We start from the raw sequence: 13,324 nt of genomic DNA, 5'->3' as shown, positions 1-13,324 counted from the left end.
ACGACCGTGACGGCCGCGCCGCGGCGGGCCAGCGCGAAGGCGGTGCTCGCGCCGGCTATCCCGCCGCCGACGACGATGACGTGGTGCTGTGACACTGACACCACACCATTTTGTCAGGGCCGTTCTGTCAGGTACGTCCCTCCGTTCCGTTGCCGTCGTAGCCGAGCAGCCGCATGGCCGTGTCGGGGTCCATCGCCGCGGCCAGGAGCTGGGCACGGGCGTGGGCCTGGTCGCGTTCGCGCTCGGCCTTGGCCTGCGCGGCGCGTACGCCCTTGATCGCGACCAGCGCGAGCCCGGCGCCCACGATCACCGCGACGACCACGACGAACAGCAGGAGCAGCAGCCCGGGCGAGGCCACGGTCGAGGCCGCCGAGCTCGTGCCGCCGCCCGCCACCGTCCCCGTCACCGCGAGCGCCGCGATGATGGACAGCGCCACCAGCCCCAGCAGGCTCGCGACGACCAGCCAGACCCGGCCCGCACCTCGGGGCCGCACGGGAGGTGGGGCGGGAGACATGGTGGGCGTCCCCACCACGACGGGCGCCTTCGGGGGCGGAGACGCCGCCGCCCACGGCACGAACTCGGGCCGGTCGGCCGGCTCGGCGTGCCCGTCCTGGGCGGCAGGAGTGGCGGCCGCCACGCCAACGACGGGCGACGCCTGGATCACCGGAGGCCGCGTCGTCGTCAGCTGGACGGCGTTCACGCCGGGTCCGCCGTAGGGGACCGGCTGCAGCTCGATCGGCTCCTCCGCCGGCCCGGGGAGGTCCCGCTCGATGTGGCTGTGCTCCTTGTGCGCCCTGGCCGCGTCGTGGTGGTACTCCTCAAGCTCCTGGTAGAGCTCGTCGGAGGCGTAGATCGTGCCGTCGATGAGCGGACCGGGCTCCCCGCGGATGATCGCCACCACGTCGTCGCCGTTGAGCGTCTTGTGCGTCTCCAGCGCGTGCGCCACGCAGAGCACCTCCCTGCGGTGCTCCTGCAGCAACTGCTCGGTCTTGTCCAGCAGCCGCACCAGGTTGAACTCGATCCGCTCCCCCAGCACGTCGGGGGTCAGGTCGGGGTCGCGCCTGGCCGGCTCCCTCTCGGTGATGCCGATGGGGCCGCCGGGGCGGGACTTGCGCATCGCCTTGCCGCCCATGATCTCCAGCTCCTGGAGCGCGGGCAGCGAGGTGACGCCGGAGCCCATCCCCCAGTACGACTCCATCATGGCGGTCAGGTACGTGGCCGAGTACAGGTCGCCGGAGACCCCGGAGGAGTTGTCCTCGCCGAAGAACATCCGCTCGCCGGCCAGCGAGGCCAGGGAGACCATGATGTCGGCCTCGTGCTCGGACTTCCACCTGGTGAACTGGTCCTCGGGCTTGATCGAGGCGACCATGCCCAGGTAGTCGGCGCCCTTCTCGATGGTGGCGATGTCGATCTCGAGGTGGAAGCGCGTCACGTACGCCACGACGGCGTGACATGCCTCGTGAACGGCCACGGCGTGCCGCTCGCGCTCGATGTACTCGACGTCCTCGGGCGGGCCGAGCTGCTTGAGCCGCTTGGCCCGCAGCACGTCCGACCAGGTGATGACCTCGCGGCCGTCCCTGATGGCGGTGATCAGGGACTCGTTGACCAGGTCCTTGATCGTGGCGCCGGTGGCGTACGGGGTGATCGTGGCCAGCTTGTCGATCTGGTCTGGGGTCAGCTCGTGCCACACCTTGTCGAAATAGCCCTGGTACGTGCGGACCCGGCCCGCCTTGGACGGGTAGCCGACCTTGTAGATGCGGTCGATGCGGCCGGGCCGCAGCAGCGCCTCATCGAGAGCGTCGGGCCGGTTCGTGGCCATCATCACGAGGATGCGGTACTTGGGCGGCGGCTTGGGCCGCATGCCGAGCAGCCGCCGTACGAGCCGGTTGAAGAACCCGCGCGGCTTCTTGAGCCCGGACAGCTCGGTGAGCAGGGCCTGCAGCGTGCCAGGGTCGCCGCTGTTCATCATGCCGCCGCCCATGACGAAGCGGTTTCGCCGGCCCGGCTCCTCACCGGCGTCGCGAGCGCCGCGGAAGGCCAGCACCTGCCGGGTCTCCTCGGACAGGTAGTTGAGCCCGTGGCAGCCGTTGACGCCCGACAGCCCGGAGAAGCCGCCCTGCCCGGGCGGGCCCTGCTGCGCGAGCCGGCCGCGCTTGCCGAGGGAGTCGGCCTCGTCGAAGAAGACGATCACGCCGCCGTACCTGAGCGCCAGCTTGCGCAGCTTCCTGAACAGCGCCTTGACCTTCAGGATGCCGATGCCCATGAACATGTTCGTGAACGCGCCCGGGTCCACGAACACGTACGGCTTGCCGGTCTCCCCGGCCACGGCCTCGGCCATGAGGGTCTTGCCGGTGCCCGGCGGACCCCACAGCAGCAGGCCGCTGGGGACGTACCCGCCGCGCCGCTCGATCTCGTCGGGCCGCTCCAGGAAGACGATGTTCTCGCGGACGCGCTCGACCACGTGGTCCTGCCCCCACACGTCGTGAAAGCGGGTCTTGATGTCGTCGGGGAAGTACGTCTCCACGCCGCCCCTGGACAGGAACCAGAACAGGCCCACGAACTGGATGATGACCACGAAGAACAGGAAGACGATCTGGATCAGGAACGGCATCGCCTGCCAGAGCAGCGCGGGGGCCTGCATCACCGCCACGAACGGGCTGACGTCCAGCACCGCGCCCAGCACCAGCGCCGTCAGCACGACGAAGAAGGCGATCTTCAGTGCCCGCGAGAGGCGGTACCTCGTCCAGTCGTCGAAGCGGCGGTGCGTCCAGCGCTCGAAGCCGCCGAAGACCCGCTGGCTCCAGAAGCGGTGGTAGGCCGACCAGTGCTCGCTCACGACGAAGTGCAGCTGCCGCGCGACCTCCACGCCGAGCAGCCAGAAGATCCACTGATACGCCCGAGCGATCGCCTGCGCCGCCTCGGGGAGGGTGACGACGCCCTGGAAGTCGGCCATCACCTTCCACGTGAGGATGCAGTAGGCCAGCACCAGGACGATGAGGAATTTGCTCCGATCCCAGAGCTGCATTTTCTTCCTGGTCACGGCTTCGGGGTCGGAGGGCCCGCTGCCAGGGGCACGCAGCCCTTCATGGTGAATGGTCGTGGTCAATGGTGCTCCCTCATCCAGGCAGCCGGAGCAGCTTGAAGGTGCTCTCGATCTTGTCGAACTCGGCGGCGCGCTTGCTGAAGCAGACGGACTGGCAGCCGATGAGCATGACGGAGACCGTGGCGCCCTTCTCGTCGAGGATGGCGGTGTGGTCGAACGTCTGGACGTCGTTGCCGATCTGGTAGTTGAAGCGGACCCGGACTCCCCTGGCGCCGTTCTCCAGGGCCAGGACCTCGTCGTTGAGAAGCTCGAAGTTCTGGAACATCGGCGGCTGACCCGTCGCCACGGCCTGCTGCGCGTAGAGCTCGCGCACCTGATCCGTCACCGGCAGCACGAAGTCGCGCAGCCTGTTCAGCGAGATCGCGTCCCGCTGCTCTTCCGTGAGCTGGTGCACGGTGGCGTAGACGAACGGTTCCGTCGAGCCGAGCAGATGGTTGACCGACGGTTCTGCGGACTGGTCGAAGGCCGTCGACCAGACCCGCTGGGCCCGGACCAGCGCGGCCGCCGAGTTCGGGTGGTCGCCGGACAGATACAGCTCGATCGGATCGGCGTTGAGCTGCGTGAACGAGGATGGCACCTTGAAGTAGGTGGTGCCGGCCCTGTCACGTACGTAGTGGAAATCGGGCTGTCCGGCACACGCGGACAGCATCAGGATCGCGACCGTGACCGCGATCAAACCCCGTGCCTTTTTCACCAGGGCTTACCTCCGCTTTACGGACCAACGCAGTTGTTGTGCCCGCTTTCAGGCGGAATGAGCCCGACGCACGACTAAAAATCTTGACCAAATCTTGGCCGTGCATTGGCTTTACTTGTTACAGATCAATTAAGGGCTGCGCACAGGGGGCGTCGCGCTACGTGGTCGCCACTCAATCTTGCGCTCTAAGAGGGGCGGGTTGTGCGCTTACAACGTTCATGCAACCCCCATTGGTTCAACTCAGGAAGTAGCGAAAGATATGAGGATCCCTTCCGACCGCCCCGGGAGCCACGATGACAGAGCCCGCGATGGAGACCGTCGATTCCTTCGGCATGACTGCGGAGCGGCAGTTCGCCGACGTGTGGTCGAGGCCGGCCCTGTCGGTGAAGGAGCGTCTCCTGATCCTTCTCGGGCTGCTCGTCGGCCAGGGGTTGCACGAGCAGACGGACGTCCAGCTCGACGCCGCGCTGCGTTCCGGCGAACTCACCGAGACCGAGCTGCGCGAGGTGGTCGTCTTCCTCACGCACTACGCGGGCTGGGCCCGGGGCAGCAAGCTGAACGACCAGGTCGAAGGGCTGATCGCGCGGGTCAAGCAGGCTCCATCCGATAGAGACGGCCCTGCAGGCTGAGCGCGTACAGCTCGCCGTCGTGGCCCTCGCCGAACGACGAGAGCTGCTCCACCTTCCCGACCTCGGTCGCGTCCGACAGCCGGTCCGCGGGCGCGGCCTTGATCCATCCGGCGCAGAAGTCGCCGTAGAGGAACCGGCCCCGCAGCCACGGGATCTTCTTGCCGCGGTAGACGTACCCGGCGATGACCGAGCAGTTGCCGCCCTCGTCAAGCGAGTAGACGATCGCCGGATCGACCATCTCGCGGCTCTTGGCGCCCCGGTAGCGAACCTTGCCCTCGCGGGCGTTCCAGCCGTAGTTCTCGCCGCCCCGCGACCCCGCCGGCTGGTGGTCGACCTCCTCCCACGCGTTCTGCCCGACGTCGCCGATCCACAGATCGCCGGTGTCGCGGTCGAAGCTGAACCGCCAGGGGTTGCGTAGCCCGTAAGCCCATATTTCCGGCTTCGCGCCCTCCTTGCCGATGAACGGGTTGTCCTCAGGCACCTTGTACGGCCGGCCGCCGCGCGGGTCGATGCGCAGGATCTTGCCGAGCCAGGTCTTCAGGCTCTGACCGTTGCCGTGCGGATCGCCGGCGCTGCCGCCGTCACCGAGGGCGATGTAGAGGTGGCCGTCGGGGCCGAACGCGAGCTGACCGCCGTTGTGGTTGGCGTACGGCTGGTCCTGGGTCAGCACGTCGCGCCTGCCCGTGGCCCTCGCGCCGTCGAAGGCCCACTCGGTGACGTGGGTGTCGCCCTGCGCGTCGGTCCAGTCGAGGTAGACCCAGCGGCCTGAGGGGTGGAACGCCACGCCGAGCAGGCCCTGCTCGTTGCCGCCGCTCACCTCGCGGGACAGGTCGATCACCGTGTCGCCGCCGGAGGTGCGCAGCCTGCCGGTCTGCTCGGCGACGTACAGGCGGTCGTCGCCCTTGCGCACGGCGAACGCCACCGGCCGCTCCAGCCTGGCGATCTCCTCGAACCGCAGCTCGCCGCGCCCTGGCGGCTTCGTCTCCGCCGGCTCCCGCGTCACGGTGACACTCGCCTCCGGGCTGTACGTGGCCGGCTGGGCGGGCGGGGGCCGCTCGCCGGCGCAGGCGGTGAGGGCCGCGAGGACGAGGGCCATGGCCGCGACGAGTCGCACGACGCCCATCCTCGCACGGCGTTAGGGTTCAGGCATGCCTACCGCATTGATCACCGGCGCCACCGCCGGCATCGGCGCCGCCTTCGCCCGGCGCCTGGCCGCCGACGGCTTCTCGCTCGTCCTGGTGTCCCGTGACGAGCATCGGCTCGCCGAGAGCGCCGACCAGCTCAAGCTCAGGTACGGGGTCGCCGCCGAGGTGCTGCCCGCCGACCTCGCCACCGAAGAAGGGCTGGCCAGGGTCGAGTCCAGGGTCGGCGACGGCGTTGACCTGCTGGTGAACAACGCCGGGTTCGGACACGCGGGCCGCTTCCCCGAGGTGCCCGTCGAGGACGAGGCGCGCATGCTCAAGGTGCACTGTGAGGCCGTGCTCAGGCTGACGCTGGCCGCGCTGCCCGGCATGAGGGAGCGCGACCGGGGCGGGATCATCAACGTGGCGTCCGTGGCGGCGTTCTTCACGCGGGGCACCTACAGCGCGTCCAAAGCGTGGGTGGTGAACTTCAGCGAGTCCGCCGCCAACGAGGTGGGGAACCCACGCATCAAGATCATGGCGCTCTGCCCCGGCTTCGTGCGGACCGAGTTCCACCAGCGGGCGTCGATGGACACCTCGGGGATCCCCGGGTTCCTGTGGCTGAAGGCCGACGACGTGGTGCGGGAGGCGATGCGCGACCTGGCGCTGGGCAAGCGCGTGTCGGTGCCCGACCTGCGCTACAAGGCCATCGTCGCGATCGGCAAGTTCGTGCCGCGCAGCCTGCAGTCTCGCGTGTCGGCGAGCATCGGCCGCTGAGCTACAGGGCGGGTGAGCGGCCGAAAGGGGGCACATAGAACGGGCCCCCGCCGCGGGAGGGGGTCGCGGTGGGGGCCCGAGCGACCGTGAGCTGGGCTCACGGCCGGGAACCAGGAGACAGTGACGTCTAGCGGTTGGCCTCGTGGCCGATCGCCAGGCCGCTGGTCGGGTCGAAGAAGTGCAGGTTGTGCGTGTCGACGACCAGGTCGATGCCCTGGCCGGGACGGACGTGGCTGCGGGCGTTGACGCGGGCGGTCCACAGGGACTTGTCGCCCACCAGCGGCAGCGCCGCCTCGTCGTCGTCGTTGTCCTGAGCGGCCGTGGTGTCGGCGTGCTCGACCGGCGGGGCGTCGATCAGGAACAGCACGTTGATCTCGGAGCCCAGCTCCTCGGTGACCTCCGCCTTGACCGGCAGCGTGGCCCAGCCGTTGGCGTGGTTGCCGGCGGAGGTGGCGTCCTCGAAGTCCGACGGGCGGATGCCGAGGATGATCTTCTTGCCGATGTACTGGTCGAGGCCAGGCTTGTCGGTGAAGGTCGAGTCGGGGATCGGCAGCTTGACGTCGGCGAAGGTGACGGCGGCGCCGCCGTCGCGGACGAGCTCGGCGGTGACGAAGTTCATCGAGGGCGAGCCCATGAACCCGGCCACGAACAGGTTGACCGGCTTGTCGAACAGGTTCTGCGGGGTGTCGACCTGCTGCAGCAGACCGTCGCGCAGCACGCAGACGCGGTCGCCCAGGGTCATGGCCTCGACCTGGTCGTGGGTGACGTACACGGTGGTGACGCCGAGGCGCTCGTGCAGGGTGTTGAGCGAGGCGCGCATGGAGACGCGGAGCTTGGCGTCGAGGTTGGACAGCGGCTCGTCCATGAGGAAGGCCTGCGGCTCACGCACGATGGCGCGGCCCATGGCGACACGCTGGCGCTGACCACCGGAGAGGGCGGCCGGCTTGCGCTTGAGGTACGTCTCCAGGCCGAGCATCTTGGCGGCCTCGTTGACCCGCTTCTGGATCTCCGGCTTGGGCATCTTGCGGAGCTTGAGGCCGAAGGCGAGGTTCTCCTCGACCGTCATGTGCGGGTAGAGCGCGTAGTTCTGGAAGACCATCGCGATGTCGCGGTCCTTGGGCGGCAGGTGGTTGACCACCTTGTCGCCGATGGCGATCTCGCCACCGCTGATGTCCTCGAGGCCCGCGATCATCCGGAGAGCGGTCGACTTACCGCAACCGGAAGGCCCGACGAGTACCATGAACTCGCCATCCTTGATCTCAAGGTTGAGCCCGTTCACGGCCTTTACGCCACCGGCGTAGACCTTGTCGACGTTCGTCAGAACGATGGATGCCATGACATTCCTTCGCGCTCCAGGGCGGGGAGGCCCGGACGTTGTTACCGTGACCCACTCACGTGGATACGTTTTCAAGCATCTCACCCGAAACGGACATCGGTGTCAAGGGTTACCGTGTGACCAGCCGTTGTCGATTGGTGAGTCTTCCGGTTTTCCGGAAACCATGATGGAATCGTTTCCATGGACAAGCGCGCGACCATAAAGGACGTGGCCGAAGCGGCGGGTGTGGGCGTCGCGACCGTGTCCCGGGTGCTGTCGGGCGGCTCGGCCAGCCCGGCGACCAGAGAGCGCGTCCTGGCCGTCGCCGCCCAGCTCGACTACCGTCCCAGCGCCTTGGGCCGCAACCTGCGTCAACGCCGCACGGGCGGCATGGGCCTGCTCGTCCCCGACCTGACCGACACCTTCTACGGCCAGCTGTCGGAGGGCGTGCTCGCCTGCGCCCGGTCGGCCGGCGAGCCCGTCGTGCTCGGCTCCACGGGCGGCGACCCGGAGCAGGAGGCCGACCTGATCGGCATGCTCCTGGAGCAGAGCGTGGACCGCCTGATAGCCGTGCCGTCGGGAGACGCGGAAACCTGGGCCCCCGCGATCCGCGCGGGCATGACGGTGGTCTTCGCCGACCGCCTCCCGGTCCAGTCGTCCCACGAGGACGTCGGGGCGGCGGCCGTCGCCGACCTCATGGCCCTCGACGGCCTCCCCCACGCCCAGCAAACACGCCCGCTGGACGTGCCCGCCGTGGTGGCGGACGACCGGGCCGGCATCCGCACGGCCGTGCGCTACCTGCGCGGCCTGGGCCACAAGCGCATCGCGTTCCTCGGCGGGCCCGGCCACGACCGCCGGGTGGCCGCGTTCAGGGAGGCGGTGGGGGCGCCGGTGGACGAGGAGCTGGTCGTGTTCGGCACCGGCAGCCGCGACTCCGCCTACGCCGCCGCCTCGGGCCTCTTCCAGAGCCGCCCCGACCTGTCGGCCGTGGTCGCCGGGGGCAACGTGCTGGGGGAGGCGGCGGTGCTGGCTGCCAGGGAGCTGGACCTGAGGGTGCCGAGGGACGTGTCGCTGGTGATGTACGACGACGTTCCCTGGGCCGAGCTGTGCGCCCCGCCTCTGACGGTGATCGCCCAGCCGGGGAGAGACATGGGTTACCGGGCGGCGGAGCTCGTGCTCCGGGCGGGGGCCAGGAAGCCGCGGAGCGTGGTCCTGCCGACGGAGCTCATCATCAGGGGCAGCTGCGGCCCCCACCGGTAGATCACGGGGCCGTCGCCCGGGTTCCGGTGTAGCGGCGCGGCAGGATCATGATCGGGTTGTCGTCGAGGACCACGTCCGGTGGGCCGAACCGCGCCGCCACCTCCCTGATCTCCGGGTCGTCGAGCATCAGCAGCCGCCCCTTCTCGATGAAGAGCTCCCCGTCCACCAGCATGGTCGGCCGATCGATCTGGCAGTCGCAGTGCGCGAACCCCGGGCCCGCCTTGACCGGCAGCCCGCCGGTCAGGCCGTCCAGGCCGCAGTAGAAGGCCCCCGCGTGCTTCTCCCGCTCGAACTGGGTCCCCCCGGACACCCGCACCTTCGGGTTCAGCCCGATCAGAGCGTGCCGCATGTAGTAGCCCTCGGGGGCGTACCGCCGTAGCTGCTCGGCCGCCGCTCCCCCTTCGATCTTGCGGACCAGGTTGCCCTCAAGGGTGACGCGCAGGGGCTCCTCGGGCACGCCGGTCACCGTGCAGTCCTCGATCATGATGACGCCCTCGGTGTCGTCCGGCCAGAAGTTGGCGCCGCCGTACGGGAAGGGCCGCCAGTCGCCGGGCCGCATCGCGCCGGGGTCCGGGTCGAACGCCGGCCCCGAGAACGTCACGTCGGTCCCGCTCCCGGTCGTGACCCGGATCGCCTGGGCCCCCGACAGCTGCCGGAGCGCGCGGCGCAGCAGTGCGTAGAAGACCTCGGCGGGCAGCCGCCCTCCGGTGATCAGCGCCCCGGCCGTGGCGGTCATGTGCAGGGACAGGAACCGGGTGGAACGCGACTTGATCTGATCGAAGAAGAGCGGCGCCGTGTGCACCTCGCCCCACCAGGTGCCGCTGATCACGACGTCGGCCTCATGGAACGCGGCGGCCTCGATCTGGAGCGACGCCTCCCTGTCCCAGCCCCCGGGGCTGAACGGCGGCACCGACAGGATCCGGACGTCGGCGTCCCTGAGCGCCGCTGCCGCCGCGATGGCCTGCACGACAACCGGGTCGACGGTGTGCTCCATGAGCAGCAGCACGCGCTCGCCAGCCGCCAACCGCACGTACTCCAGCAGGTTCCGGACGCCGGGCATCAACTCCACGATCGAGTACGGCCCCGTGGCCGGCTCGGCGACGTAGCTGAACGGCGATCCTGCGTACGGATTGATCATCATCGCGCGCTCCCTGCGGGACGTCAGGCCAATGCCTGGATCGGTACCCATCACGCAGAGGAATCACACGATTACGGAACCCAGCGGCGGAACCCTCCCTCGGAGTTGATCACCTGCCCGGTGATCCAGGCCGCCTCGTCCGAGGCCAGCCAGCGGACCAGCCGGGCCACCTCCTCCGGCCGCCCCCAGCGCCCCGCCGGCAGGGCCCGGCCGACGTGCCGGGTGACCTCGGGGCCGGCCCAGCCGGTGTCGACCGGTCCCGGGTTGACGGTGTTGACGGTGATGCCCCGATCCACGAGCGCGTCGGCCAGGCTGGCCGTCATCTGCTGGATCGCGCCCTTACTGATCGCGTACGGCAGTTCGCCCGGCATCGGGGCCAGATGCTGGCCGGAGGTGAAGAGGATCACCCTGCCGCCTGAGCGCCGGTCGTCGTGCTGGGCCGCGAACGCCTGCGTCAGCAGCACGCTGGCCCGGGCGTTCACCGCCCACGACAGGTCCAGCTCGGCGGCCGTCACCTCCTCCAGCGACTGCTTGCAGCTGCGCGCGTGGTTGGCGACCAGCACGTCCACGTGCCCGAACCTGGCGACCGCCTGCTCCATCACCCACGCGGGCGCCGCTGGATCGGCGAAGTCGGCCTCGACGTGGTGCAGGTGCTCGCCGACGCCGCCCAGCGACTCCAGCACGCCTTCCATGCCCGCGGGATCGCTGCCCCACGGCTGCTCGGCGTCGTGCGGGGTCCACGACTGCACCAGCACTTCGGCGCCGGTCGCGAGCAGCTCCTGCGCGATGGCGTACCCGATGCCGATCCGCCTGCTCACCCCGGTTACGAGCGCGACCCTCGTCTCAGAAGTCATCCGGCCATCTTCGTAGATCGCCTGTTGGTGGCGAAAGGTCTCGCGAGTCGCCGCCCGGCGGAGAGAGGCGCCGGGCGGCTCGAGACTACGTGGAAGCCCTCAGAGCAGCTTCTCGATGGCCGAGGTGATCGCCGGGTCGTCCGGGGCGGTGCGGGGGCGGAAGCGCGCCACAGCCTTGCCCTCCCGGTCCACGAGGAACTTCTCGAAGTTCCACTGGACGTCGCCCGTCTCGCCCTGCTCGTCGGGGGTCTGCGTCAGCTCGGTGTAGAGCGGGTGCCGGTCCGGGCCGTTGACGTCGGCCTTCTCCAGCAGCGGGAAGTCCACTCCGTACGTGGCCGAGCAGAACTCCTGGATCTCCTCCGCCGTGCCCGGCTCCTGCCCGGCGAACTGGTTGCACGGCATGCCGATCACCGTGAAGCCGCGCGGGCCGTACTGCTCCTGAAGCTGGACCAGCGCGCCGTACTGCGGGGTGAGGCCGCATCGCGAGGCCACGTTGACGACGAGCACGGCCTTGCCGGGCGCCAGTTCCCCGAGGGTGGTGGGGGTGTCGTCGAGGGTGCGGAGCTGGATGTCACTGAGGCTCATGCATCGACCCTACAGAAGCGGCGTAACAGGCGGCCCGCCGGCGGGTGGGGCCGGTACCCGCCCTGTGCCCTCGGGCAAACCCCATACTTTGTCGCGCCTTTCGGCAAGCGAGCCTCAGGCGCCAGGCGAGGCGGGCAATGGCGGGGCAGCGAGAGGGGATTTTATGCGCAACGATCACGCAAACACCTCTCCACCGCGTGTCGAGATGTATGACCCACGGTGACCGTACGTAATAGGAATCGTGCTAGAGGACACGTCGCGGTGCCCTCCGGGCCGTCCAGCGCGATCGGGCGGTACAAGGATTCCCGGAGGGCCGCGCGGACCCTCCGCGTCCGAGCCACGGACGCGGACCGGCATGGGCGCCAGATGAATGGGCCTGTCCGCACGCGACCCTATAGCTAGGATCGAATTGGACAGCAAACGCGCCCTTAGCAGCACAATCATCTTCGTCACCACGTTCAGCGCGATCAACGCGATCGACACCCCGGCAGCCTGGGCCGAGCGCCCGCCCGTGGTCAGGACCAAGACGTGGACGACATCGGCGAAGCCCAGGATCCCGGCGGCCATGCCGGACACGAACAAGAGGATCGCTCTGGGCCAGGTGGTCCAGCGATCGTGGAACCTTCAGGAGTTCCGCTGCCTGGACAACCTGTGGACCAGGGAGAGCAACTGGAACCACCGGGCATTCAACCGCTCATCCGGCGCGTACGGCATCCCGCAGGCACTGCCCGGAGGCAAGATGCGAGGCGCCGGCAGCGACTGGAAGTCCAACCCGGAGACGCAGATCCGGTGGGGACTCGCCTACATCAAGGGGAGGTACGGCAGGCCTTGTGGCGCCTGGGGACATTGGAGATCACACAACTGGTACTGAGCGCAACAAACGGAGGGCAACCGGGGCCCACGCCCGCCGGTTGCCCTCCCTACTTCCCCCGGACATCCCTGACGCCGACCGGTTGAGCAGCCCACCCGCCACGGATTCGTCATGGTCGACGGGTTGACGACTACCCGGAGCCCGAGGCAAGGATGGCGCTGTGCCGATCACCAACTGGCTCGCCATCGCCGGCCTCCTCTTGTGGCTGGGATACGAGATCGTGCTCCGCCGCCGTACCGACACCGACACCGACGCCGCGAGTTCACGCGGCGGCGACACCGATCGGGGCAGCACCCTGCTGCTGGTCGCCGCGTACACCCTGGCCATCGTGCTGATCATCGTTCTGGGTCTGGCGGGAGTGGGACGTCTGCCCGTCGGCGCGCGCTGGACAGGCGTCGCGATGATGGCCGCCGGACTCGGGCTGCGCGCCTGGGGCATGAGCACGCTCGGCACGTACTACACCCGTACCCTGCACGTGACCGGCGACCAGCAGGTGGTCACCGCCGGGCCGTACCGGCTGATCCGCCACCCCGGGTACGCCGGGAGCCTGCTGGTCTGGACGGGCTACTGCGTGGGCAGCGGCAACTGGATCGCCCTCCTGGTCGTCGCCGCACTGATGCTCGCCGCGTACGGCTGGCGGATCCGCTCGGAGGAGCGGCTGCTGATCGACACCTTCGGCGACGAGTACACCGCCTACCAGCGCCGCACCGCCCGGCTTCTCCCGTTCGTGTACTGAAGGGCGGCCTCGGCAGGGCTCTATGAGCGAGTCGCCTCGTAGTCGTGGAGTGCGGCCGGGGTGGTTCGGGTTGCTGCCGGGCGCATGGTCAGGACCAGTACGGCCAGCCCGGCGAAGATGACCGCGGCGACGACGCCGGTGACGTGCAGGCTGGCGGTGAACGCCTCCCGCGCGGTGTGCAGCAGTTCCGCGCCCTGGCCGGCGGGAAGGTCCCGGCTGGCGGCGACCGCGCCGGCCAGCG

General features: G+C 69.4%; 13 protein-coding genes and 1 pseudogene. 5 read left to right on the top strand and 9 right to left on the bottom strand.

What is annotated here, in order from left to right:
• The 3 genes from AB0J09_RS37975 to AB0J09_RS37965 all read right to left on the bottom strand — a co-directional run.
• A partial coding sequence (locus AB0J09_RS37975; protein WP_360701898.1) for an FAD-dependent oxidoreductase occupies positions 1-95 on the bottom strand: 95 nt, incomplete at its 3' end.
• 32 nt (positions 96-127) lie between these two features.
• On the bottom strand, positions 128-3,106 hold the full coding sequence (locus AB0J09_RS37970) for an AAA family ATPase (RefSeq protein WP_360701895.1): 2,979 nt from the start codon (positions 3,104-3,106) through the stop codon (positions 128-130).
• 10 nt (positions 3,107-3,116) lie between these two features.
• The gene (locus AB0J09_RS37965; protein ID WP_360701892.1) at positions 3,117-3,797 is read right to left on the bottom strand and encodes a hypothetical protein; all 681 of its coding nucleotides are present in this window, start codon (positions 3,795-3,797) and stop codon (positions 3,117-3,119) included.
• Positions 3,798-4,090: 293 nt separating this feature from the next.
• Here AB0J09_RS37965 and AB0J09_RS37960 point away from each other — a divergent pair, with 293 nt between their 5' ends.
• Positions 4,091-4,426, top strand: coding sequence for a carboxymuconolactone decarboxylase family protein (locus AB0J09_RS37960; protein WP_360701889.1), 336 nt, complete (start codon positions 4,091-4,093; stop codon positions 4,424-4,426).
• Here the strand turns inward: AB0J09_RS37960 and AB0J09_RS37955 are convergent.
• Positions 4,386-5,540 (bottom strand): PQQ-dependent sugar dehydrogenase, encoded by a 1,155-nt coding sequence (locus tag AB0J09_RS37955; RefSeq protein ID WP_360701887.1) that lies wholly within the window; start codon positions 5,538-5,540, stop codon positions 4,386-4,388. The genes AB0J09_RS37960 and AB0J09_RS37955 overlap by 41 nt on opposite strands.
• Before the next feature lie 34 nt (positions 5,541-5,574).
• Between AB0J09_RS37955 and AB0J09_RS37950 the strand changes: the two genes are divergently transcribed.
• The gene (locus AB0J09_RS37950; protein ID WP_360701885.1) at positions 5,575-6,324 is read left to right on the top strand and encodes an SDR family oxidoreductase; all 750 of its coding nucleotides are present in this window, start codon (positions 5,575-5,577) and stop codon (positions 6,322-6,324) included.
• A 127-nt stretch (positions 6,325-6,451) separates the two neighbouring features.
• On the opposite strand, the gene ugpC is transcribed toward AB0J09_RS37950, so the two are convergent.
• Positions 6,452-7,660 carry a sn-glycerol-3-phosphate ABC transporter ATP-binding protein UgpC gene (ugpC, locus tag AB0J09_RS37945; RefSeq protein ID WP_360701883.1) on the bottom strand — a complete coding sequence of 403 codons (1,209 nt, stop codon included), beginning with the start codon at positions 7,658-7,660 and terminating at the stop codon, positions 6,452-6,454.
• Positions 7,661-7,840: 180 nt separating this feature from the next.
• Here ugpC and AB0J09_RS37940 point away from each other — a divergent pair, with 180 nt between their 5' ends.
• Complete coding sequence (locus AB0J09_RS37940) at positions 7,841-8,899, top strand: LacI family DNA-binding transcriptional regulator (protein ID WP_360701881.1); 1,059 nt, start codon at positions 7,841-7,843, stop codon at positions 8,897-8,899.
• A gap of 1 nt (position 8,900) precedes the next feature.
• Here the strand turns inward: AB0J09_RS37940 and AB0J09_RS37935 are convergent, their stop codons facing one another.
• The 3 genes from AB0J09_RS37935 to AB0J09_RS37925 form a co-directional block, all read right to left on the bottom strand.
• Positions 8,901-10,040, bottom strand: a complete 1,140-nt coding sequence (locus tag AB0J09_RS37935) for a hypothetical protein (RefSeq protein WP_360701878.1) — start codon at positions 10,038-10,040, stop codon at positions 8,901-8,903.
• Positions 10,041-10,108: 68 nt separating this feature from the next.
• Positions 10,109-10,891: an SDR family oxidoreductase gene (locus tag AB0J09_RS37930; RefSeq protein WP_360701875.1), complete on the bottom strand. Its 783-nt coding sequence runs from the start codon at positions 10,889-10,891 to the stop codon at positions 10,109-10,111.
• A 99-nt stretch (positions 10,892-10,990) separates the two neighbouring features.
• On the bottom strand, positions 10,991-11,476 hold the full coding sequence (locus AB0J09_RS37925; RefSeq protein ID WP_360701872.1) for a glutathione peroxidase: 486 nt from the start codon (positions 11,474-11,476) through the stop codon (positions 10,991-10,993).
• Between the two features lie 409 nt (positions 11,477-11,885).
• On the opposite strand from AB0J09_RS37925, the gene AB0J09_RS37920 reads away from it, so the two are divergent.
• Together AB0J09_RS37920 and AB0J09_RS37915 are read left to right on the top strand one after the other, a co-directional pair.
• Positions 11,886-12,347: a lytic transglycosylase domain-containing protein gene (locus AB0J09_RS37920; protein ID WP_360701869.1), complete on the top strand. Its 462-nt coding sequence runs from the start codon at positions 11,886-11,888 to the stop codon at positions 12,345-12,347.
• A gap of 160 nt (positions 12,348-12,507) precedes the next feature.
• A complete protein-coding gene (locus tag AB0J09_RS37915; protein ID WP_360701866.1) occupies positions 12,508-13,083 on the top strand; it encodes an isoprenylcysteine carboxylmethyltransferase family protein in 576 nt (191 codons plus the stop codon).
• A gap of 20 nt (positions 13,084-13,103) precedes the next feature.
• On the opposite strand, the pseudogene AB0J09_RS37910 reads toward AB0J09_RS37915, so the two are convergent.
• Positions 13,104-13,324 (bottom strand): annotated as a pseudogene (locus AB0J09_RS37910) (MFS transporter); the annotation flags it as partial.

The organism is Nonomuraea sp. NPDC049784 (genome assembly GCF_040659615.1).
Classification (GTDB): domain Bacteria; phylum Actinomycetota; class Actinomycetes; order Streptosporangiales; family Streptosporangiaceae; genus Nonomuraea.
The sequence above is the reverse complement of the archived record's forward strand: the minus strand, read 5'-3'. Positions and strand labels throughout refer to the sequence as shown.

What these genes read in the sequence shown, in the direction of transcription:
- AB0J09_RS37960 (WP_360701889.1), top strand. Translation starts at nt 4,091, where the DNA reads ATGACAGAGCCCGCGATGGAGACCGTCGATTCCTTCGGCATGACTGCG.
- AB0J09_RS37950 (WP_360701885.1), top strand. Translation starts at nt 5,575, where the DNA reads ATGCCTACCGCATTGATCACCGGCGCCACCGCCGGCATCGGCGCCGCC.
- ugpC (WP_360701883.1), bottom strand. Translation starts at nt 7,660, where the DNA reads ATGGCATCCATCGTTCTGACGAACGTCGACAAGGTCTACGCCGGTGGC.
- AB0J09_RS37940 (WP_360701881.1), top strand. Translation starts at nt 7,841, where the DNA reads ATGGACAAGCGCGCGACCATAAAGGACGTGGCCGAAGCGGCGGGTGTG.
- AB0J09_RS37935 (WP_360701878.1), bottom strand. Translation starts at nt 10,040, where the DNA reads ATGATGATCAATCCGTACGCAGGATCGCCGTTCAGCTACGTCGCCGAG.
- AB0J09_RS37930 (WP_360701875.1), bottom strand. Translation starts at nt 10,891, where the DNA reads ATGACTTCTGAGACGAGGGTCGCGCTCGTAACCGGGGTGAGCAGGCGG.
- AB0J09_RS37925 (WP_360701872.1), bottom strand. Translation starts at nt 11,476, where the DNA reads ATGAGCCTCAGTGACATCCAGCTCCGCACCCTCGACGACACCCCCACC.